Raw genomic sequence first — 20,005 nt, forward strand, 5'->3', positions numbered from 1 at the left:
ATGACCGTGCGCACCGAATCCGCCCGCGGGCGCCTGCTGCTGCGGGTGCTACCGCCCGGCCTGTACAGCGGCCGCATCGACGCGGTCGTCGAACGATCGGTCCTGGCGAACCGGCACTCCTGGCTGATGCTGGTCTCGGGCGTAGTAGAGCCGCTGGCCTATCTGCTGGCCTTCCAACTGGGTTTCGGCGCCCTGGTCACCGAGGTCCGCGGCCCCGGCGGGCACCCGATGAGCTATGCCGCGTTCGTCGCCCCGGCGCTGCTGGCGAGCGCGGCCATGAACGCCGCGGTCTACGAATGCACCTACAACGTCTTCCTGAAACTGCGCTACACCAAGCTCTATGACGCCATGCTCGCCACTCCGATCGGCCCGGCCGACATCGCGCTGGGCGAGATCGGCTGGGCCATCGGGCGCGGGGCGCTGTATTCGATCGCGTTCCTGGCCGTGACGACGGCGATGGGCCTGTTCGCCTCCTGGTGGGCGCTGGCGCTGCTGCCCGCGGCGCTGCTGGTGGCGTTCGCGTTCGGCGCGATCGGCATGGCCCTGGTCACCTTCCTGCGCTCGACCGCCCAGTTCGACTACATCAATCTCGCCCTGGTCCCCATGTTCCTGTTCTCCACCACCTTCTTCCCGCTGACCGTCTACCCCGAACCGGTGCGCTGGCTGGTGCGCTGTCTGCCGCTCTACCAAGGCATCTCATTGATGCGCGGCCTGGCCGCCGGGGCGCCCTCGGTGGGCATGCTGGGCAACCTGGCCTATCTGCTCGCCCTCGGCGGATTCGGCCTGTGGGGCGCGACACGACGGCTGAGCACCCTGGTGCGCGGCTGATCAGATCTTGAATCGGCCCGCGAAGGCGCGCAGGGGCAGGTCGGCGCTGGTGATGATGCCCGGGCGGGCGGCGACCACGGATGTGATGGCGTTGAGGGCGGGCAGGCCGGTGACCGTCATGCCGATGGCGGCGAAGTTCTCGGGATCGGACAGGTCGAAGCCCTTGGGCGGGAGGACCATGTGCTTGCTGTAGATGGTGGGGTCGCCGGTGACCTGGGTGATGTAGCAGCCCTTGATGTTCCACGCCGGGTCGGTGTGCGGCGTCATCTGCCATTCGAGATGGGTTTCGATGCGCGGGACGCCGTCGACCAAGCCCTGGTATTTGATGTAGCTGGCACCCAGTGACCCCTTGGGCAGCTGGTACCAGCCGAGATCGATGTCCTTGGTGCAGGCGCCGAGTTCGTGGCGGAACACCACCTCGTCGAGTGCGAGATCGAAGGCATCGGCCATGAGGTAGACCGCGTCGGCGAAGACCGCGGTGTACTTGTGCAGCGATTCGGGGATGGTGGGGTCGTCGATCGGGCGGCCGTAGCCGACGGCCTTCCAGGTGTCGACGGAGTGGTGGCAGGACACGTCGACCGATTCGGTGACGGTGACGTTCTCGATATCGGCGACATCGGTGGTGTGCACGATGCCGAGGATCTGACACAGGCCGGGATTCATGCCGGTGCCGTAGAAGGTGGAATTGCCTCGCGCACAGGCGGATTGGATGACTTCGCTGACCTTGCGGCCCGAGGGGTGCGGGTGGTTGGCGTCGCGGTGGAACCCGGTGATCCAGTCCGCGGTGGTGACCACGTCGATGCCCGCCTCGAGCACCTTCTCGTACAGGTCCTCGTCCGGGAAGACACCGTGGAAGGTGAGCACGTCCGGAGCGGCGGCGATGATCTCCTCGACCGAGCCGGTCGCGATCACCCCGATCGGTCCGAGGCCGACGATCTCCCCGGCGTCACGGCCGATCTTCTCGGGCGAATAGCAGTGCAGCCCCACCAGTTCGAGGTCCGGATGGTTGCGGATGCGTGTGATCATCTCGGTGCCGACATTGCCGGTCGCGACCTGGAAGACCCGGATCTTGTCTGCGCTGCTCATCGGTTGGAGGCCTTTCGATCTGCGTCGGGATAGAACTGGCGCGCCCACGCGCGCAGTGCGGTGAATCCATCGAATTCCTTGCGCGACAACGCCGGTGGGTCGGAGTAGCGCTGATGCGACCAGATCTCGATATCGGCCTCGAACTGCTGGATCACGTACTCGGCCATGGCCTTGCCGTAGGGGCCGATCTCGGGGCCGTCGTCGCCGGGCCGGCGTCCGATCCACACGGTGAAGCGGATGTCGCAGGTGGAGTCGTCCACCGGTGTCACCGTCGGCATGGTGCGGTTGTCGACCATGCCCCAGCTCTTGGTGATCGAGCAGCCCAGCCCGGCGTTGATCGACTCGACCCCGCTGTGGATGTCGTCCCGGGTCACCCCGGGATCGAAGGCGATGGTGAAGTCGACGTAGGACACCGGTCCGGAGAAGTCGTGGCGGGTGAACTCCGGAACGAACGGCGTCTTGTGCACGAACTTGAAGTGCGCGAAGTCGACTCCGTTCTCCAGGACGTACTGCGGATGCAGTTCGAGCCCGCGCCGGTGCAGCGTCGCGGCCGGGACGGGCGGATAGTAGTCGGCCGCCGTCTTGTCGTCCCCGAACGCGGTGAACAGGTCCGGGACGTCGAAATACGGTGGGCGACCGTCGATGTCGAACCAGATCCAGATCGCCTCGTTGCGCTCGGCGACCGGATAGCTGCGGATGCGGCGCCCCTTGTTCGGATGGCTCTCGTACGGGATGCACACATTGCGCCCCTGCGGATTCCACTCCCAGCCGTGGAACGGGCACACCAGGTTCTCGCCCTCGACGTGGCCGCCGTACCCGAGGTGTGCGCCCAAATGCTCACAGTAGGCGTCGAATACGGCCACCTGCCCCGATGCTGTTCGCCACGCGACCATTTCGCGGCCGAAGTACTTCATCGTGTGCACGGCCCCGGCCACGACCTCGGTGCACCAGGCCACTTGGAACCAGCCGGTGGGCTGCATCGGCAGAGGTGGTTTCGCCATCTCGATCCTCCCGGTGAATCACGGTAGAAGCCGCCGCGCCAAAATACAAGAGCCCTCTATGAAACTTGATCTCGCAGGTCAACGGCTACAATCGGGCGTCGTGGCAGAGGTGAAGGCGGGTGCGCGGCGCGCGAACAGGCGCGGAATCCAGTCCCGGGAGAGCATGCTCGAGGCGGCCATCGCCTCGCTGGCCACCGGCGACCCGGCGGCGGTGTCGGGCAATCGGATCGCCCGCGACATCGGCGCGACCTGGGGCGTGATCAAATACCAGTTCGGCGACATCGACGGCCTGTGGGCCGCGGTGCTGCGCCACACCGCCGACAAACGCGGCGATCTGCCCGCGGCCATCGCACACGAGGGCACCCTGCACGAACGGGTCGCCGCGCTCGTGCACGCCATGGCGGCGGGCCTGCGGCAACCGGAGTCACTCGCCATCGAGACCCTGCGGGCGGCGCTGCCTCGCGACCACGCCGAACTCGAACGCGACTTCCCCCGCACCGCCGCCGAACTCGCCTCCTGGAAACCGAACTGGGACAACGCCTGTGACCGCGCCTTCGCGGACCTCGATCTCGACCGGGTCAAGATCCGCAAGGTGGCCGCGCTCATTCCGGCCGCCATGCGCGGCATCACCTCCGAACGCACCCTCGGCACCTACGGCGATCTGGACGACGCCCTCGACGCGCTCATCGGCGGAATAGTGGCCTACCTCGAACGATGACCCTCGCAGTGACCTGGTTCGCAAAATTCCCGCTGGCCGTGGGTAATTTGGCGTTTGATCCAATGGCTGCATGAATACCGTTTCGCGGCACGCCCTTCGACAGCGTCTGTCGGCGGTACCCGTGGTGATTCTGGCCGCGGCCGGATTCGCGCAGACCGCCCCGGCCGGGCCCGAACACCCCCGCGACCGCGTCGACCCGATTCCACCTCGGCGAGATCGCCCTGGCCGACCCGTGGATCGAGTTCACCGACTCCGGAACCTGGCTCACCGCCGAGACATCCACTTCCGACACCATCGGCGCGGACTCCCTGCGCCGCATCCGCCTGGCCCGCCTCGACGCCGCACCGACCCCGGGCCGCACCGACTGGACACAGGTCGGCGCCACCTTCGAACCCACCCTGACCCCGCTGTCGCTGCAGCCCTACGCGGGCCGTCCGGCGGCCGCCCTCACCTTCCGGTACTGAGATGACATCAACCACCCTGCCCGCCATGGACTCTCGCTGGCGCGGGTTCTCCCTGGGAGAACTCGACGAGATCCTCGAACGCAATCAGCGGATCGACGCCATCGAAGAACAGACCTGCCCGCACTGCGGCCGCGACAGCCTCCGGACCTATCTGCACGGATCCGAGCGCGGTGGCACGGCGATGACCCTGACCCATTTCTGGTGCTCGCGGTGCCGCCACTACACCGGCTGGCCCACGCCCGGCCGGTCCGGCTTCTGGTTCAGCGACCCGCTGGCCGACACGTCCTGGAATCGGTTTCTGGCCCTGTCCCGCAGTGAGGACGCGTTCTTCGAGACCCTCGACGCGTTGTGGGCGAACACCCTGCTGCCCCAGCGGATTCAGCACGCCTGACCGTTCCACGCCGGTGTCGCGGCGAAGCTCGACCCGCACGCGGTGCCCGAGGTGCCCGCACGCTGGTGCGATAATGCGACGGGGCCACCCGTGTAGCTGAATCCACCCGAAGGAGCAGCGTGCGAGCAGGAGTTCTCTTTCCGATATTGGCCGCCACCCTCCTCGCGGCGTGCGGCACCTCCCCGGAGACACCCGCTTCGCAGCCCGATTCGCCCGGGAAGCTGATCTCGAAGCGGTCGCTGGACCAGCTGGATCCGGCCCTGTCCGCGGCCGCCGGCTCGGCCACCTACCTGCGCTACGAGTCGACCTCACCGGCAGGGAAGCCGATCGAGGTGTCGGGGGCGGTGTTCGTGCCGCCGGGACAGGCTCCCGCGGGCGGCTGGCCCGTCGTCGCGTTCGCGCACGGCACCTCCGGGGTGGTGAGCGCCTGCGCACCCACCAACTCCCCCACCCTGTTCGGTTCGGCTCCCGTGGTCGAGCAGCTGCTCGCCGGGCATCGCGCGGTGGTGATGACCAACTATCAGGGCCTCGACGGTCCGGGCGCGGCGCCTTATCTCGATACCCCGTCCTCGGGCTACGACGTCCTGAACTCGGTGCGCGCCGCGCATTCCACCGGTCTGCCGCTGGCCGCGGACACTGTGCTCGTCGGCGCGTCCCAGGGTGGGCGGGCCGCCGAATCGGCCGCCGAGACCGCGAAAGCCTATGCGCCGGAACTGAAGATCCACGGTGCGGTGCTGCTGTCCCCCGCGCTGGAGCTGAAGTTCGTCGACACGGTCGACACCCACAGTCTCAATGCGCCCGACCAGTACCTGATCCTGCCGTACCTGGTCGCCGCGGTGCGCTACAACCAGCCCGGCTACACCTACGACCAGGTCGTGCACGGCGATCTGCTGGCCGCCGCGCCGACTCTGGAATCCCGGTGCACCGGCCAGGTGACCCCCGAGGAAGCCGCGCTCGGCATGGCGGGCAAACCCGATGAGGTCCGCTTCGTGGACGAGGCCGCCGCGCAACCCTTCGTCGACCTGCAATCACGCACGAATCTCCCGAAGTCCGCGACGACCCTGCCCACCTATATCGCCCGCGGTGACGCCGACCGACTCGTCGATACCGCCTGGTCGACCGCCGCGGTCACCGACATGTGCACCCTCGGCACGCCGGTCCACGATCTGGTCGTCCCCGGTGGCCACGACGCGCCGTCAGCTGTCGCCGACCGGTGGCTGGGCTGGGTCGGGGACCTGTTCGCGGGCAAGCCGTTCGAATCGACCTGCCCGCACTGAAACGGCGTGCCGTGGGTTCTGCTGTGGCCCTTGCACTCCCGTCGCGCGGGCCCGGTCGGGATCGCGGAGGATCCCGGCCGGTGGCGCGGAGCCGGGCCGGTCGGTGCTACCGGATGACGCAGGCCCGGCGGACCGGTAGACCGCGGTCCTCGAACGCGGCCAGCATGGCCTGGCCGCGGCGGGCACCGTCGGTGGAGGAGGTGCGGGCCAGGGCGGGAACGTAGGTCGCCGCGCCGACGACGGATTCGGCCACCAGGGACCAGAATCGGCGCGCGCCCAATCCGGCGCAGCGGGCCATGGCCTCCTGCACCAGGGTCAGGGCGGGTATGCACCGGTGGGCCAGCCAGACGTAGAGGGCGGCCTCGCACGGCAGCGCCACCACACCGTCCTGTCCGGCCAGCATGTCGCCGTCCACCACGCGAATGGTGGTGTCGGACAGGCCCGCCCAGTCGATGCCGCCGTCGTTGTCGGTGTGGATCCACAGGTTTTCCAGGCCCGGATCCCAGGCCCGGCCCTCCGAGACGACCATGGCCAGCACCCGGCCGACCACCGCGTGGATCAGGGCCGTGGCCACCACCTCGGCGGCGATGTCGGCATTGCTCATCTCCGCCGCGTGCCGGCGGTACATCAACTCGATGCGGCCCTCGCGAATGCCGTCGGCCAGCCGCCACCAGCGGCGTTTGCCCTGGTCGGCCATGGCCGCGACGGCGTAGACGCGGGGGTGTTCGGGTTGCAGGGCGCGCAGGCGGCTACAGGCCAGCCCGAAGGCGAGCCGGGAATCGCGAGGCGGGCACACGGTTACGGGTTCGAGCATCGAACCTCCTCATTCATCGACTTCATCGACTGTTCGGCCAATGCTTGGACAACGAGAACAGGAAGATAGGTTAGGGTTACCATACTTGTCGAGCAATGAAACGCGTCAGGAGTAGTTCGTCACCGTGCCCGCCGTAGTCACCAACAGACGGCGACGTCTGCTCGGACTTCTCGTTCTCGCTGTCCTGCTGGCGGGCGCGCTGGCCGCCAGCATCGCCCTGGGCTCGCGCAACCTGGGCCTCGGCACCGTCTACGACGCGCTCGTTTGCCCTGGTGGACTACCACTTTCATGCCCCGCGGAAGGCTCGGCCGCACAGATCGTGCGCGAATTGCGGCTCCCCCGAACCGGACTGGCGGCGCTGACCGGCCTCGCCCTCGGCCTGGCCGGAGCCCTCATCCAGGGCTACACCCGAAACCCCCTGGCCGATGCGGGATTACTCGGCGTCAACGCGGGCGCGGCCTTCCTCGCCGCGTTGAGCATCCACCTGCTGGCCCTCACTACTCCCGCGCAGTACATCTGGTTCGCCTTCGCGGGCGCACTGCTCGCGGGCGCGGTCGTCTTCGGCGTCTCCACCCTCGGCAGCGGCCGGGCAAGCCCCCTGAGCCTGGTCCTCGCGGGCGCGGCCGTCACGGCGTTCCTCCAGGCCATGACCAATATCGTTGTCCTGCTGGACGGCACCGCCCTCAATACCTACCGCTACTGGGTAGTCGGCGACGTCGCCGGACACGACACTTCGACGCTGCGGCAGGTCCTGCCCTTCCTCATCCTGGGCGCGATCCTCGCCCTGGCCTGCGCCCCCGGCCTCAACCTCCTCGGCCTCGGCGACGACGTAGCCCAGGGACTGGGCCTCAATCTGGCCCGCACCCGAACCCTCGGCCTGGCCGCCATCGTCCTCCTCGCCGGTGCCGCCAGCGCCGCCGTGGGCCCGATCGCCTTCCTCGGCCTGATCGTCCCCCACCTGGCCCGAGCCCTCACCGGCCCCGATTACCGCTGGCTACTCCCCTATTCGGCCCTCCTCGGCGCAATCGTGTTGCTACTGGCCGACACCGCCGGACGCCTGATCGCCCGCCCCGGCGAACTCCAGGCCGGAATCACCCTCGCCGCACTCGGCGCACCCTTCTTCCTCCTGTTGGTCCGCCGCCGAAAGCTGGTGAGCCTGTGACACTTCCGACACCGCCCCCGGGAACACGGCCCGCTGTGAGCCCGGGTCACCGCCCGGCAAACGCCGACCCGCAGTCCGCACGGCCCGCCCCGGAGGCAAGCTCTCCCGGTCATTCCGCTCCTCCTGCCGCGTCGACCGGCGGCCGAGGTCTGCATGCGGTGCGGCCTGCATTGCGGGTGGGTGAGTTCTCGGCGGTGCTGCGGGTGGGCGCGCTGGTGACGGTGATCGCGCTGGTGGGCTTGTTGTTCGGGTTGTTCGCGCTGGATATCGCGGTGGGCGAGTTCCGGATTCCGGTGGGGCGGGTGCTGGATGTGCTGGGCGGCGGGGGGACTCGGGCGCAGCGGTTCGTGGTCATGGATTCGCGGTTGCCGCGGGCGTTGACGGCCGTGGTGGTCGGGGCGGCGCTGGGGCTGGCGGGGGCGGTGACGCAGTCGATTCTGCACAATCCGCTGGCCAGTCCGGATCTGCTGGGGATCACCTCGGGTGCGAGTTGCGGGGCCGTGGCGGTGATCGTCGGCATGGGCGGTGTCGGGACCGGTGCGGCTGCGGCGCTCGGGGTTTCGGCGGCGGCGTTGATCGGGGGGCTGCTGACCGCGGTGGCGATCTATCTGCTGGCGTGGGGGCGGACCGCGAGCGGGGACAGCGGGGTCATGGGATTTCGACTGGTGCTCATCGGAATCGGTGTGAACGCGGCCCTGCTGTCGGTGGTGAGCTGGCTGCTGACGCGGGCCACGCTCACCGACGCGGCGCACGCGCAGCAGTGGCTGACCGGGTCGTTGAACGCGGCGGACTGGTCGACGCTGATTCCGGCGGCGATCGGGCTCGGGCTCGCGCTGGCCGTCACCGCCGGGTCGGCCCGGACCCTGGCCACACTGCGATTCGGCACCGACACCACGCGGATTCTCGGCGTGCGCATCCAAACCCAGCAGGCGATTCTCATTGCGGCCGCGGTCGGTTGCGCCGCCCTGGCCACCGCGGCCGTCGGGCCGCTGGGATTCGTGGGCTTGGCCGCGCCCCAGATCGCGCGGCGGCTGCTGCACACGCCCGGTGAGCCGATCATCGCCTCCGCCCTGGTCGGAGCCATTGCCGTGGTCGGCGCGGACCTGCTCGCGCGCACCGTTTTTCCCGTCTCCCTGCCCGTCGGTGTGGTCACCGCGGCGGTCGGCGGGCCGTTCCTGCTCTACCTGCTCGTTCGCACCAATCGAAAGGCGACACCGTGACCCTCGCGGCGGAGAACATCACCCTCGGATACGGCGACCGGGTCATCGTGGACGGGCTGTCCGTCGACATCGAACCGGGGCTGATCACGACGGTCATCGGCCCCAACGGATGCGGCAAATCGACGCTGCTGCGCTCGCTCGGGCGGCTGCTGCGGCCGAAGTCGGGCCGGGTCCTGTTGGACGGCAAGGCCATTTCGACCATGAAGACCAAGGACATCGCGCGCATCGTCGGCATGCTGCCCCAGACCCCGGTCGCGCCGGAAGGATTGACCGTCGCCGATCTGGTCGCCCGCGGCCGTCACCCGCATCAATCGTGGCTGCGGCAGTGGTCGGCCGACGACGAGACCGAGGTGGCCGCGGCCCTGGAGCAGACCGGCATCGCGGACTTGGCGGGCCGCACCCTCGACGAGCTGTCGGGCGGGCAACGCCAGCGCGCCTGGATCTCCATGGCGCTGGCGCAGGGCACCGACATCCTGCTGCTCGACGAACCCACCACCTACCTGGATCTCGCGCATTCCCTCGAGGTCCTCGATCTCGTCGATCGCCTGCACGACGACCTCGGCCGGACCGTGGTCATGGTGCTGCACGACCTGAATCTGGCCATCCGCTACAGCGACCGCCTCGTCGTCATGCACGCGGGCCGCATCGTCGCCCAGGGCCGTCCCGCCGACATCATCGACGCCGAGCTGCTGCGTGAGGTTTTCGGCCTGCGTGCCGAGGTGCTCGAGGATCCGGTGTCGGGCCGACCGATGATCGTGCCGATCGGCTCGCGGCACGTGCACGAGTCCCTCGCCACAGATATGCCGGTCGACGCCGGGGTATGAGCAATACCACACCAGCAACCCCCCGGTTACGACGACCTGTAGTACGCATTCCTGTCGTTGTCTCCGTAAGCTTGTGGGATGGCAGGTCTTGGTGAACTCGAGAAAGCGGTCATGGACCAGTTGTGGTCGGCCGATGAACCGCAAACGGTCCGGCAGGTCCATGAGGCACTCGCTGCACGTCGTGAACTCGCGTACACCACGGTGATGACCGTTCTGCAGCGTTTGGCGAAGAAGAACCTCGTGGTCCAGCAGCGTGATGATCGCGCGCACCGGTATGCGCCGGTGCACACCCGCGACGAACTCGTGGCGAGCCTCATGTTCGACGCGCTGCAGCAAGCGGATGAAGTAGGCAGCCGCCGAGCGGCTCTCGTGCACTTCGTGGAACAGGTCGGTGCGGATGAGGCTGCCGCATTGCGCGACGCACTCGCTAAGCTCGAAGCCACCGAGGCCGCGCGCAAGGACAAACCCGAGTCCAAATAGCCGTATCCTCGGCCCGAGCCCCACAACGCAGTGAGCTGAGGACATGGACTGGACAGCGCCGGTATTCGCCGGTCTCGCCCTGTTGTTGGCGGGACCGGTGCCAGCGCTGCTCAGCCGCTCCACCTGGCCCTATCGCAGTCCCCGTGCCGCACTCGTGCTCTGGCAGGCGATCGCGCTGGCCGCGGTGCTCAGCGCCTTCGGCTCCGGGCTCGCCATCGCCTCGCGGCTGCTGGTCCCCGGCGCGGACGGCCGCCCGACCACCACGCCCAGCAAGGAGATCGACGCCCTCGGCCTGCCGCTGTGGCTGGCGCTGGTGTTCGTCTTCGCGCTCACCCTGCTGGTCGGGGCGCGGCTCATCTGGTCGGTGATCCGCGTCGGCATCCACACTCGGCGTCGTCGCGCCCGCCACCGCATGCTGGTCGACCTGCTCGATCAGTCCAGCGTGCAACGCAAGGCCGCCGACATCCGGGTGCTGGCCGCCACCGAACCCATCGCCTACTGCCTGCCCGGCATCCGCCAGCGCGTGGTCCTCAGCCAGGGGACCGTCACCAACCTGTCCGACCAGGAACTGACCGCCATCGTCAGTCACGAGCGCTCCCACCTGCGCGCCCGCCACGACCTGGTCCTCGAAGCCTTCACCGCCGCGCACGAAGCCTTCCCCCGCGTGGTCCGCTCCAAATCGGCCCTGGACTCGGTGAAACTGCTCATCGAACTGCTCGCCGACGACTCCGCGGTCAAGGTCACCGGCCCCACTCCCCTGGCCCGCGCCCTCGTCGCCTGCTCCAATTCCCCTGCCCCGCAGGGCGCGATGGCCGTCGGCGGCCCCACCACCCTGATCCGCATCCAGCGCCTGGCCGGCCCCATCGGCGACCTCCGCATCGCGGTGGCCGCCTACCTCGCCGCCGCCGCCATCCTCGTGGTGCCCACGCTGGCCGTGGCAATTCCGTGGCTGGTCGAGGTCACCCGCCTGGTCAGCCGTGCCTGATCCCCACCTACCCGTCCCCGAATCCGACTCGGGCGCGGCGCAATCCGCCATGCCCGCGGTCGAATCCGATCTGGCCACACCGTCTGCCCCGGCCCTCGCAGCCCGCCGTGGCTCGTCCCCTACTACCTCCGACCCAGACCAGGAGACCAACATCCGCACCGACTCGCCGTCCTCCTCCGAGCCCGCCGACCAGGCGAACGACCGCCACGACCGAGGAGCCCGCCCCGGCCGACCACCGGGAGCCACGGCGACCGGTAGCGCTGGTGCCGCGGATGGCGGTGCAGCGGCGCCGGCGACTGAGTCCAAGGCCCAGGGCGGCGAGGCTCCCTCCCACCGGAACAAGAGGGCGGCGGCAGCGTCCCCCGGCGTCGGGCAAGGCGGGGTGCGATTCGCGGATCTCGGGTTGCCGCCGGTGCTTGTGCAGGTGCTGCGGCGGGATGGGATGGACCAGGCGTTTCCGATTCAGGCTGCGGTGATTCCGGACATTCTGGACGGGCGGGATGTGTTGGGTCGGGCCGCAACGGGTTCGGGAAAGACGCTCGCGTTCGGGTTGCCGATGTTGGTACGGCTCTTCGGTGCGCCGAGTGCGCCCAAGCGGCCGCGCGGACTGATCCTGGCTCCCACGCGCGAGCTGGCGATTCAGATCGAGCAGGCTCTCGATGAGCCAGCGCTCTCGCTCGGGTTGCGGTTGGCGACGGCGGTCGGCGGGCTGCCGATTCAAAAGCAGGTGGATCGGCTGGCGCGCGGGGTGGACGTGGTCATCGCGACGCCCGGGCGGTTGACCGATCTGCTCGGCCGGAAAGCCGTGCAGCTGGACGACATTCGGGTGGTGACGGTCGACGAGGCCGATCACATGGCCGAATTGGGGTTCCTGCCGCAGCTCACGGCGCTGCTGAACAAGGTCCCGGATGGGGCGCAACAGCTGCTGTTCTCGGCCACCCTCGACGACACCATCGACGGCCTGGTGCAGCGCTATTTACGTGATCCGGTGAGTCACTCGGTCGGCGCGACCATCTCGACTTCCGGTGCTACCGGACCGGATTCGGGCAACGCCCCCGGCCGGGGAACCGCTGGCGATCACCCGGCCGAAGGCGTGGTGCCGGGCAGCGCGTCGCTGGAAAGCGGTGCGGCGCACGGGGGTCGGGCCTCGGGCGGCACGGCCGCGGTGCCCGCCGTCGCCCACTACGCCCTGCATGTCCGCCGCTCCGACAAGCGGACGGTGGTGAGTGAGATCGCCGCACGAGAGGGTCGCACGCTGCTGTTCGTCAAAACGCAGTACGGCGCGGACAAACTGGCGACCAAGCTGCGCGAGGTGGGTATCGGTGCGGTCGCGTTGCACGGCGGCAAGGCGCAGAACCAGCGCAATCGAATGCTCTCGGCCTTCGCCGACGGGACCGCGCCGGTCCTGGTCGCCACCGATGTGGCCGCCCGCGGCCTCCACATCGACGATGTCTCGCTGGTCGTGCACGTCGATCTGCCCGCGGACCCCAAGGACTATCTGCATCGCACCGGGCGAACCGCACGGGCGGGGGCGTCGGGCACGGTCGTCACCATCGTCACCCCGGACAATCGCGACGAAGCGGCGCAACTGGCCCAGCGCGCGTCGGTGACGCTCACCGACGTGGACGTCCGCCCCGGCGATCGACAGCTCATCGAGATCACCGGCGCGCGCCGCCCGGGTGGCCGTCCGGTGGCCGACCCCTCGGCGCCGCCGCCGAAGGCGGAGGCCGCGCCCGAACAGCCGCGTTTCCGGCAGCGGCCCAAGGGTGAGAGCCGACCGCACAACAAGAAGCGCAAGCCCGGCGCGGCCCGCCGTTCCACGCGCTGACTCAACCCGACGACAGAGATCATTCCCGGCAGGGAATCGCGCCTACGTGACCGAGGCGCGAATATTGCCGCCATGACCGACGCACAGTTGCTGCGCTACACGCTGATCGAGACCACGGCCGACGGCGGGTCGGTGTTCGTCGATGCCGAAATTCCGCTCGCCGACCGCACTTTCGTGGCCGGGGTTCCCGCCGTGGCCGTCGGCGCGATGTCCGCCGCGGCGGGCGCGTCCTACCTGCGCAGCGCCGGTTTCGACAGCGAGCCGCACCCGGCTCCGGCCCGGCAGTGGGTGGTCATGCTGCGCGGGGCGATCGAGGTGACCACCTCCGACGGTGAGCGCCGCCGGTTCGCACCCGGTGATCTGGTGCTCGCCGGTGACACCGAAGGGCTGGGTCACACCACGATCGCGGTGGGCGAACCGCCGTTCGAGGCGCTGTTCATCCCGATCGCCCGCTGACACAACACGTTTGGATGTTCCTACGACACGCGCGGCGAATTCGAACTGATTAACCGGCAAATCGGACGAGATTGAGATAACTCGAACCCGCCAACGAGCTTCAGCAAGCTGACAGCAAACCAATCAGGTCAGGTCCGCGTTCCCGTCGATGGTCTTCAACTTGTACTCGAAACGATCGATGCGCCAGCCCTTCTCGGTGCGGGCCAGGCCGAGCGCGTAGCTTCCGACGAACCACCGGGTGGTGCCGTGCTGTGCAGAGTTCTTGACGTGCACGGCGATCGAATCGGCATGCGCCAGCGCGGTATCGCCGGTGATCTCGATCAGATGGTTGCCCGCCTGGTGATGCACGGCGTCGAGGGACCCCAGGCCGGTTTCCCAGTCGTCGACGATGTCGGAACCCGGCCGCGGTCCGACCGGCCCGCCGAAGCCGCTGTCGAAGAAAACCTCTGTGGCGAGCACGGATTCGCGCAGATCCGCCCAGCGGGCCTGATCGCAGTAGACGAAGAGTCGGGTGATGGTGTCGCTGATATCCAGTCGGTCGGCCAGCGCCGCGAGATCGGTCACGATCCCGACGCTAGGCGACCGCGCTGGCAGCCGCCTGGTATTTTCTCCACCCCAAACCACCGCGAACTCTCAGCATTCAGCTACCATGGCACAACGTGCAGTTTCTTCCCGGGCAAAATCCGCCCTATGACCTGACCTACGACGACGTCTTCCTCGTCCCCCGCCGGACGGATGTGGCGTCCCGGTTCGATGTCGACCTGTCCTCCGCGGACGGCACCGGCACGACCATTCCGCTCGTGGTCGCCAATATGACCGCCGTCGCCGGCCGCCGCATGGCCGAGACCGTCGCCCGCCGGGGCGGCATCGTGGTGCTGCCGCAGGATCTTCCGATTCCCGCGGCCGCCGACACCATCGCCTTCGTCAAGAGCCGCTCGCTCACGGCCGACACCCCCGTGGTGCTCGACCCCGAGCAGTCGGTGTCCGACGCGCTGGCCCTCATCCACAAGCGCGCCCACGGCGCGGTCGTGGTGGTCGAGGACGGCAAGCCGGTCGGCGTGGTGACCGAGGCGTCCTGCCAGGACGTCGACCGCTTCGCCCGCCTGAGCACCGTCGCCGACACCAACTTCGTGTCCGTTCCGGCCGACACCTCCCCGCGCGACGTCTTCGACATGCTCGAGGCCGGGCACAGCCACCTGGCCGTGCTGGTCAACGCCGACGGCACCCTCGCCGGCGTCATGACCCGCACCGGAACCATCCGCACCGGCATCTACACCCCGGCCACCGACGCCGACGGCAAGCTGCGCATCGCCGCGGCCGTCGGCATCAACGGCGATGTCCCGGCCAAGGCCAAGGCCCTGGTCGACGCGGGCGCGGACGTGCTGGTCATGGACACCGCGCACGGGCATCAGGAGAAGATGATCGAGGCGCTGCGCACCGTGGCCGCCCTGGATCTGGGTGTGCCGCTGGTCGCGGGCAATGTGGTCGCCGCCGAGGGCGTGCGCGATCTCATCGAGGCCGGCGCGGACATCATCAAGGTCGGTGTGGGCCCCGGCGCCATGTGCACCACCCGCATGATGACCGGCGTGGGCCGCCCGCAGTTCTCGGCCGTGGCCGAATGCGCCGAGGCCGCCAAGGAATTCGGCAAGCACGTGTGGGCCGACGGCGGCGTGCGCCACCCGCGCGACGTGGCCCTGGCCCTCGCGGCGGGCGCGTCCAACGTGATGATCGGCTCCTGGTTCGCGGGCACCTACGAGTCGCCCGGCGACCTGCGCACCGACCGCGACGGCAACCGCTACAAGGAGTCCTTCGGCATGGCCTCCAAGCGCGCGGTGGCCGCCCGCACCGCCACCGACTCGGCGTTCGACCGGGCCCGCAAGGCACTGTTCGAGGAGGGCATCTCCTCCTCGCGCATGCGCCTGGACCCCGAGCGCCCGGGCGTGGAGGACCTGATCGACCACATCACCTCCGGCGTGCGCAGCTCCTGCACCTACGCCGGCGCCCGCACGCTCGCGGAGTTCCACGAGCGCGCCACCCTGGGCGTGCAGTCGGCCGCCGGCTTCGCCGAGGGCCGCCCGCTGCCGTCCGGTTGGTGATCACCCGGTAGTACTGCACAGCCCGAAACCCGGCGGGTCCGCCTCGGATCCGCCGGGTTTCGCGTGTGCGAGGGCCACGGCCGGAATGTGATACGGCCCCGCCGTGAAGATTCCGTCAACGTGTCCCGGTACCATGGGCTGTCCGGACCCCGGCTGAGTCTCATTACACTGAGCGGGTATCCGAAGCGCATATCCGCTAGCAACCCCTGCGAAAGGAACCAGTTGTCACCCGCGTCCCAGGGCGCTACACAGGAGGGCTCCTCTACCGAGCCGGGTGACAAACCCGGCGCCCACGCAATATCGGCCCTTCGAACGGCCGGGTGGTGCTGACCGTGTCGGCTCTGCTCACCGTTCTCAGTCTGCTCGGATTCATCGCACTGACCGCCGGCACGGCGCTGTTCGTCGCCGCCGAGTTCTCGCTCACCGCCCTGGAACGCTCGACCGTGGAGGCCCATGCCCGCGGGGGCGACCGCCGGGCCCGCCAGGTGCGCCACGCCCATCGCACGCTCTCCTTCCAGCTTTCGGGTGCGCAGCTGGGCATCACCATCACCACGCTGATCACCGGCTATATCGCCGAGCCCGTGCTGGCGCGGCTGCTCGAGCCGATGTTCAACGCGTTCGGCGTGAGTGCCGGTACCTCGCACGGGATTTCGCTGGCGCTGGCGCTGATCATCGCGACCTCGCTGTCGATGATCTACGGCGAGCTGGTGCCCAAGAACATCGCCATCGCCTCGCCGCTCGAGGTCGCGCGCTTCACGGCCGCGCCGATGATCGCCTTCTCCACCGTGTTCAAGTGGATGATCAATTTCCTCAATGGCGTCGCCAACTGGGCGGTGCGCCGGATGGGTATCGAGCCGGCCGAGGAGCTGCGTTCGGCGCGCTCGCCGCAGGAATTGGGTTCGCTGGTGCGGACTTCCGCCCTGCACGGGGCACTCGATCAGCGCACCGCGCAGGTGGTGGACCGCTCGCTGGAGTTCGGTGAGCGCAGCGCGGAGGAGCTGATGACCCCGCGCATGACCATCGAATCCCTGGATCAGGACTGCACTCTGGCCGATCTGGTCGACGCCGCCCGCGAGACCGGTTTCTCCCGCTTCCCCGTCATCGAGGGCGACCTGGACAACACGCTCGGATTCGTGCACGTCAAGCAGGTGTTCGTGTATCCGGTGAAGGATCGCCGCAATATCAAGCTGAAGACCATCGCCAAGCCGGTGCCGATCGTGCCCGCCAGCCTCGACGGTGACGAGGTGCTCGACCGGGTGCGCCGCGACGGCATGCAGGTGGCGCTGGTGGTCGACGAGTACGGCGGCACCGCGGGCATCGTCACCATGGAGGACCTGATCGAGGAGATCCTCGGCGACGTACGCGACGAGCACGACGAGGAGGAACTCGATGTGCGCCGCACCCCGAACGGCTGGAACTGCTCGGGTCTGCTGCGCATCGACGAGGTCTCCCGCGCCACCGGATACGACGCGCCCGAGGGCGAATACGAGACCCTCGGCGGCCTGGTCCTGACCCGGCTGGGCCGGATCCCGGTGGCGGGCGACGAGGTCGTGCTGCCGCAGCCGACCCATCTGCTCGACCCCGACACCGGCGGCGGCGGGTGGATCGCCACCGTCGAGCGCATGGACGGCCGGCGCATCGACCGCGTCCACATCCGTCCCGTCGACGCCGAGGCCCTCGCGACCTGGGAGCTGGAGCACAGCCATGGGTGACCTGTACGCCGTCCTGCTCACCTTCCTGCTGCTGCTGGGCAACGCGTTCTTCGTGGGCGCGGAGTTCGCGCTCATCTCCGCGCGCCGCGACCGGCTGGAAGCGCTTGCGGCGCAGGGCAAGCGCAGTGCCAACACCGTCATCGAGGCGGGCCAGAACCTGTCGATGATGCTGGCCGCGGCGCAGCTGGGCATCACCATCTGCTCGATCCTGTTGGGCCGTGTCGGTGAGCCCGCCGTGGCGCATCTGCTGGAGCAGCCGTTCGATCTGGTCGGCGTGCCCGAGTCGCTGCTGCACCCGATCTCGTTCGCGCTGGCGCTGACCATCGTGGTGATCCTGCACATCCTGCTGGGCGAGATGATTCCGAAGAACATCGCGCTGGCCGGGCCGGAGCGTTCGGCGCTGCTGCTGGTGCCGCTGCATCTGCTGTGGCTGCGGCTGGCGAAGCCGTTGATCGCGGTCTACAACTTCGCCGCCAATATCACCTTGCGCGCCTTGCGGATCGAGCCGAAGGACGAGCTGGATTCCACGGTGTCGTCGGTGGAGCTGGCGGAGATGTTCGGCGAATCCCGTTCGGAGGGACTGCTCGACGAGGAGGAGCACCGCCGGCTCACCCAGGCGCTGGGTTCGAGCGATCGGATCGTCGCCGATGTCATGGTGCCGCTGGACAAGACGCGCACGGTGCCGTTGCGTGGGGACGGGACCACGCTGGGCGATATCGAATCCGCCGTCGCCGAAACGGGTTTCTCCCGATACCCGGTGCGCGCCTCGGACGGTTCGCTGGTCGGCTATCTGCACGTCAAGGACGTACTCGACCTGACCGCCGACGACGACGCGGGCCCGGGCACCCCGATCCCCCGCACCGATATCCGCCCGCTGCCCACCCTGAGCATGGGCACGACCCTGTTCGAGGCGCTGGCCCGCTTGCGCCGCACCAACTCTCATCTGGGCCGGGTGGTCGACAGCCGCGGCAACACGGTCGGCATCGTGGCCCTGGAAGACCTGGTGGAGGAGTTCGTCGGCACCGTCCGCGACGCCACCCACCGCCTCGCCGAATGATGAACGCGCCCACCGAGCTATCCGTGCTACCCGGACCCGATTGGCTGTCCGGCCCCGACTGGCGGGGCCGGGCGGCCGCCCACCGCGCGCGGGTCGACGCCCTGGTCGGCCCGTATCTCGAACGGCGGGCGGCCGGCCGGAAACATCCGGTGATCGACTTCCTGTTCACCTACTACGGCCACAAGCCCGCCCAGCTCAAACGCTGGCATCCCGGGTTCGGGGTGATCCTGGCCGACGCCGCGGACTACACGGGATCCCGTGGCTACCATCAGATCTCGGCCGAAACACCGGGTGGACCGCTGACCGGCTGGACCGCCGACCCGGCCTTCCTCGACAAGCGCCGCGACACCGTCGAATTCGTCGCCCGCCTGCTGGCGGCCACAGCCACCCGCCCGGCGCAGCTGTCCTGCTTCGGACTCCACGAGTGGGCCATGGTCTACCGCAGCGACGACATCCGCCACCAACAGGTGCCGCTGCGTCTGGGTCACGAGGGCACCGACGCCGTGGTCGAAGCAATGCAATTGCGCTGCACCCACTTCGACGCGTTCCGCTTCTTCACCCCTGCGGCCGCCCCCTTGAACATCGAACCCCTGACCCGCGAATCCCAGATCGACCGCGAACAGCCCGGCTGCCTCCACGCCAACATGGACATCTACAAGTGGGGTTTCAAACTCACCCCCTTGATCGGCTCCGACCTGCTCTTCGACGCCTTCGACCTGGCCTGCGCCGCCCGCGAACTCGACATGAAGGCCAGCCCCTACGACCTGCTCGACTTCGACTACCAGCCCATCCGCATCGAAACCCCCTCCGGCCGAGCCGAATACGTCCGCGCCCAAGCCGACATCGCGTCCCGCGCCGAACTCCTGCGCACCCGCCTCCTCACCGCGTGCCGAGACCTGCTTTCGGCTACTCCGTGACCGGGTGGATCTTCAGGGTGCAGGTGTAGACGGCGGCGTCTATGACGCGGGTGTCGGTCGAGTTGGGTGGGGTTACTTCGGTTTTCACGACTTTGGGGTCGGGTTTGCCGTAGGGGCCGCAGGAGGTGCCCTCGGCGATGGCGTGGGCGGGGTGGCCGGATTTCACCACGACTGTCGGTGGGGTGGTGGTGCCCTGGGGTAGGCCGCCGACGTAGCCGTTGAGGGTGCGTTCGGCGTGGATGACGGTGCCGGTGTCGGTGATCTCGTCCATGCCTGGGTAGCCGGTGAGGGTGCAGGACTGGGACGGGTTGGCGATCGAGAAGGTGAGGGTGATGCCGTCGTGGCTCATGGCCGCGCCCATGCTCTTCGCGGTCACGTCGACCTGGCCGGGGGCGCAGGCCGCGAGGGTGGTGTCGGTGGGGGTCGTGGCCGGGCTGCCACCGCCACCGGAATTCCCGCCGGAGTTCCCGCCGCCGGACTGGCTACCGGCGGTGGTCGTCGCGGCGGGCGAACCGGATTGGGTGGGGCCGGGTGATGTCGAGCTCGCGCAGCCGCTCGCGGCCGCTACGACGGCACACGCGAGCAGCGCGGTGAATCCTGTTGTGCGCATACGTCATCTATCCCTTTCGATCTTCGAACGTTTCAAGATCGACAGCATGCCCGCAGCCGCTGGCACAGCTGTCACAGAC

At 68.9% G+C, this 20,005-nt stretch carries 20 protein-coding genes; 15 read left to right on the top strand and 5 right to left on the bottom strand.

What is annotated here, in order from left to right:
• Positions 1 to 828 carry an ABC transporter permease gene (locus GPX89_RS24215; RefSeq protein ID WP_157390003.1) on the top strand — a complete coding sequence of 276 codons (828 nt, stop codon included), beginning with the start codon at positions 1 to 3 and terminating at the stop codon, positions 826 to 828.
• On the opposite strand, the gene GPX89_RS24220 is transcribed toward GPX89_RS24215, so the two are convergent.
• Complete coding sequence (locus GPX89_RS24220) at positions 829 to 1,914, bottom strand: NAD(P)H-dependent amine dehydrogenase family protein (protein ID WP_157390004.1); 1,086 nt, start codon at positions 1,912 to 1,914, stop codon at positions 829 to 831.
• Positions 1,911 to 2,915, bottom strand: coding sequence for a Rieske 2Fe-2S domain-containing protein (locus GPX89_RS24225; RefSeq protein WP_157390005.1), 1,005 nt, complete (start codon positions 2,913 to 2,915; stop codon positions 1,911 to 1,913). Before GPX89_RS24225 ends, GPX89_RS24220 begins: the two co-directional genes overlap by 4 nt.
• 163 nt (positions 2,916 to 3,078) lie before the next feature.
• Between GPX89_RS24225 and GPX89_RS24230 the strand changes: the two genes are divergently transcribed.
• From GPX89_RS24230 to GPX89_RS24240, 3 genes are all read left to right on the top strand, one after another.
• Complete coding sequence (locus GPX89_RS24230) at positions 3,079 to 3,633, top strand: TetR/AcrR family transcriptional regulator (protein ID WP_235948091.1); 555 nt, start codon at positions 3,079 to 3,081, stop codon at positions 3,631 to 3,633.
• A gap of 465 nt (positions 3,634 to 4,098) precedes the next feature.
• A complete protein-coding gene (locus tag GPX89_RS24235) occupies positions 4,099 to 4,488 on the top strand; it encodes a hypothetical protein (protein ID WP_157390007.1) in 390 nt (129 codons plus the stop codon).
• A 119-nt stretch (positions 4,489 to 4,607) separates the two neighbouring features.
• Positions 4,608 to 5,765: a lipase family protein gene (locus GPX89_RS24240; RefSeq protein ID WP_328602257.1), complete on the top strand. Its 1,158-nt coding sequence runs from the start codon at positions 4,608 to 4,610 to the stop codon at positions 5,763 to 5,765.
• A gap of 106 nt (positions 5,766 to 5,871) precedes the next feature.
• Here the strand turns inward: GPX89_RS24240 and GPX89_RS24245 are convergent, their stop codons facing one another.
• On the bottom strand, positions 5,872 to 6,579 hold the full coding sequence (locus GPX89_RS24245) for a hypothetical protein (protein WP_157390008.1): 708 nt from the start codon (positions 6,577 to 6,579) through the stop codon (positions 5,872 to 5,874).
• A 124-nt stretch (positions 6,580 to 6,703) separates the two neighbouring features.
• On the opposite strand from GPX89_RS24245, the gene GPX89_RS24250 reads away from it, so the two are divergent.
• From GPX89_RS24250 to GPX89_RS24280, 7 genes are all read left to right on the top strand, one after another.
• Positions 6,704 to 7,741, top strand: coding sequence for a FecCD family ABC transporter permease (locus GPX89_RS24250; protein ID WP_328602258.1), 1,038 nt, complete (start codon positions 6,704 to 6,706; stop codon positions 7,739 to 7,741).
• Between the two features lie 158 nt (positions 7,742 to 7,899).
• Complete coding sequence (locus tag GPX89_RS24255; protein ID WP_328602259.1) at positions 7,900 to 8,961, top strand: FecCD family ABC transporter permease; 1,062 nt, start codon at positions 7,900 to 7,902, stop codon at positions 8,959 to 8,961.
• Positions 8,958 to 9,785 (top strand): ABC transporter ATP-binding protein, encoded by an 828-nt coding sequence (locus tag GPX89_RS24260; protein WP_328602260.1) that lies wholly within the window; start codon positions 8,958 to 8,960, stop codon positions 9,783 to 9,785. Before GPX89_RS24255 ends, GPX89_RS24260 begins: the two co-directional genes overlap by 4 nt.
• 78 nt (positions 9,786 to 9,863) lie before the next feature.
• Positions 9,864 to 10,265 carry a BlaI/MecI/CopY family transcriptional regulator gene (locus tag GPX89_RS24265; protein ID WP_157390009.1) on the top strand — a complete coding sequence of 134 codons (402 nt, stop codon included), beginning with the start codon at positions 9,864 to 9,866 and terminating at the stop codon, positions 10,263 to 10,265.
• 43 nt (positions 10,266 to 10,308) lie between these two features.
• Entirely contained in the window at positions 10,309 to 11,250 is a 942-nt protein-coding gene (locus GPX89_RS24270) for a M56 family metallopeptidase (RefSeq protein ID WP_157390010.1), read from the top strand.
• 442 nt (positions 11,251 to 11,692) lie between these two features.
• Positions 11,693 to 13,078 carry a DEAD/DEAH box helicase gene (locus GPX89_RS24275; RefSeq protein WP_235948097.1) on the top strand — a complete coding sequence of 462 codons (1,386 nt, stop codon included), beginning with the start codon at positions 11,693 to 11,695 and terminating at the stop codon, positions 13,076 to 13,078.
• A gap of 72 nt (positions 13,079 to 13,150) precedes the next feature.
• Positions 13,151 to 13,534: a cupin domain-containing protein gene (locus GPX89_RS24280; protein WP_157390011.1), complete on the top strand. Its 384-nt coding sequence runs from the start codon at positions 13,151 to 13,153 to the stop codon at positions 13,532 to 13,534.
• A 123-nt stretch (positions 13,535 to 13,657) separates the two neighbouring features.
• On the opposite strand, the gene GPX89_RS24285 is transcribed toward GPX89_RS24280, so the two are convergent.
• Positions 13,658 to 14,098: a nuclear transport factor 2 family protein gene (locus tag GPX89_RS24285; RefSeq protein ID WP_328602261.1), complete on the bottom strand. Its 441-nt coding sequence runs from the start codon at positions 14,096 to 14,098 to the stop codon at positions 13,658 to 13,660.
• 95 nt (positions 14,099 to 14,193) lie between these two features.
• Here GPX89_RS24285 and GPX89_RS24290 point away from each other — a divergent pair, with 95 nt between their 5' ends.
• The 4 genes from GPX89_RS24290 to GPX89_RS24305 all read left to right on the top strand — a co-directional run bounded on the left by GPX89_RS24290 (position 14,194) and on the right by GPX89_RS24305 (position 19,316).
• Positions 14,194 to 15,630: a GuaB1 family IMP dehydrogenase-related protein gene (locus GPX89_RS24290; RefSeq protein WP_328602262.1), complete on the top strand. Its 1,437-nt coding sequence runs from the start codon at positions 14,194 to 14,196 to the stop codon at positions 15,628 to 15,630.
• A 332-nt stretch (positions 15,631 to 15,962) separates the two neighbouring features.
• Positions 15,963 to 17,342: a hemolysin family protein gene (locus GPX89_RS24295; protein WP_328602263.1), complete on the top strand. Its 1,380-nt coding sequence runs from the start codon at positions 15,963 to 15,965 to the stop codon at positions 17,340 to 17,342.
• Positions 17,335 to 18,399 (top strand): hemolysin family protein, encoded by a 1,065-nt coding sequence (locus GPX89_RS24300; RefSeq protein WP_157390012.1) that lies wholly within the window; start codon positions 17,335 to 17,337, stop codon positions 18,397 to 18,399. The genes GPX89_RS24295 and GPX89_RS24300 overlap by 8 nt, the downstream gene beginning before the upstream one ends.
• Entirely contained in the window at positions 18,399 to 19,316 is a 918-nt protein-coding gene (locus tag GPX89_RS24305; RefSeq protein ID WP_235948105.1) for a 3-methyladenine DNA glycosylase, read from the top strand. Before GPX89_RS24300 ends, GPX89_RS24305 begins: the two co-directional genes overlap by 1 nt.
• Here the strand turns inward: GPX89_RS24305 and GPX89_RS24310 are convergent.
• Complete coding sequence (locus tag GPX89_RS24310) at positions 19,306 to 19,926, bottom strand: DUF4232 domain-containing protein (protein WP_157390013.1); 621 nt, start codon at positions 19,924 to 19,926, stop codon at positions 19,306 to 19,308. The genes GPX89_RS24305 and GPX89_RS24310 overlap by 11 nt on opposite strands.
• Positions 19,927 to 20,005 lie beyond the last annotated feature (79 nt).

It is taken from the genome of Nocardia terrae, assembly GCF_009760405.1.
In the GTDB taxonomy this organism is placed as follows: Bacteria; Actinomycetota; Actinomycetes; order Mycobacteriales; family Mycobacteriaceae; genus Nocardia; species Nocardia terrae.

Excerpts from the sequence above, each read along its gene's own strand:
- GPX89_RS24230 (WP_235948091.1), top strand. The coding sequence starts at position 3,079 with ATGCTCGAGGCGGCCATCGCCTCGCTGGCCACCGGCGACCCGGCGGCG.
- GPX89_RS24265 (WP_157390009.1), top strand. The coding sequence starts at position 9,864 with ATGGCAGGTCTTGGTGAACTCGAGAAAGCGGTCATGGACCAGTTGTGG.
- GPX89_RS24300 (WP_157390012.1), top strand. The coding sequence starts at position 17,335 with ATGGGTGACCTGTACGCCGTCCTGCTCACCTTCCTGCTGCTGCTGGGC.
- GPX89_RS24310 (WP_157390013.1), bottom strand. The coding sequence starts at position 19,926 with ATGCGCACAACAGGATTCACCGCGCTGCTCGCGTGTGCCGTCGTAGCG.
- GPX89_RS24215 (WP_157390003.1), top strand. The coding sequence starts at position 1 with ATGACCGTGCGCACCGAATCCGCCCGCGGGCGCCTGCTGCTGCGGGTG.
- GPX89_RS24270 (WP_157390010.1), top strand. The coding sequence starts at position 10,309 with ATGGACTGGACAGCGCCGGTATTCGCCGGTCTCGCCCTGTTGTTGGCG.
- GPX89_RS24235 (WP_157390007.1), top strand. The coding sequence starts at position 4,099 with ATGACATCAACCACCCTGCCCGCCATGGACTCTCGCTGGCGCGGGTTC.
- GPX89_RS24225 (WP_157390005.1), bottom strand. The coding sequence starts at position 2,915 with ATGGCGAAACCACCTCTGCCGATGCAGCCCACCGGCTGGTTCCAAGTG.
- GPX89_RS24245 (WP_157390008.1), bottom strand. The coding sequence starts at position 6,579 with ATGCTCGAACCCGTAACCGTGTGCCCGCCTCGCGATTCCCGGCTCGCC.
- GPX89_RS24220 (WP_157390004.1), bottom strand. The coding sequence starts at position 1,914 with ATGAGCAGCGCAGACAAGATCCGGGTCTTCCAGGTCGCGACCGGCAAT.
- GPX89_RS24280 (WP_157390011.1), top strand. The coding sequence starts at position 13,151 with ATGACCGACGCACAGTTGCTGCGCTACACGCTGATCGAGACCACGGCC.
- GPX89_RS24305 (WP_235948105.1), top strand. The coding sequence starts at position 18,399 with ATGAACGCGCCCACCGAGCTATCCGTGCTACCCGGACCCGATTGGCTG.
- GPX89_RS24275 (WP_235948097.1), top strand. The coding sequence starts at position 11,693 with ATGGACCAGGCGTTTCCGATTCAGGCTGCGGTGATTCCGGACATTCTG.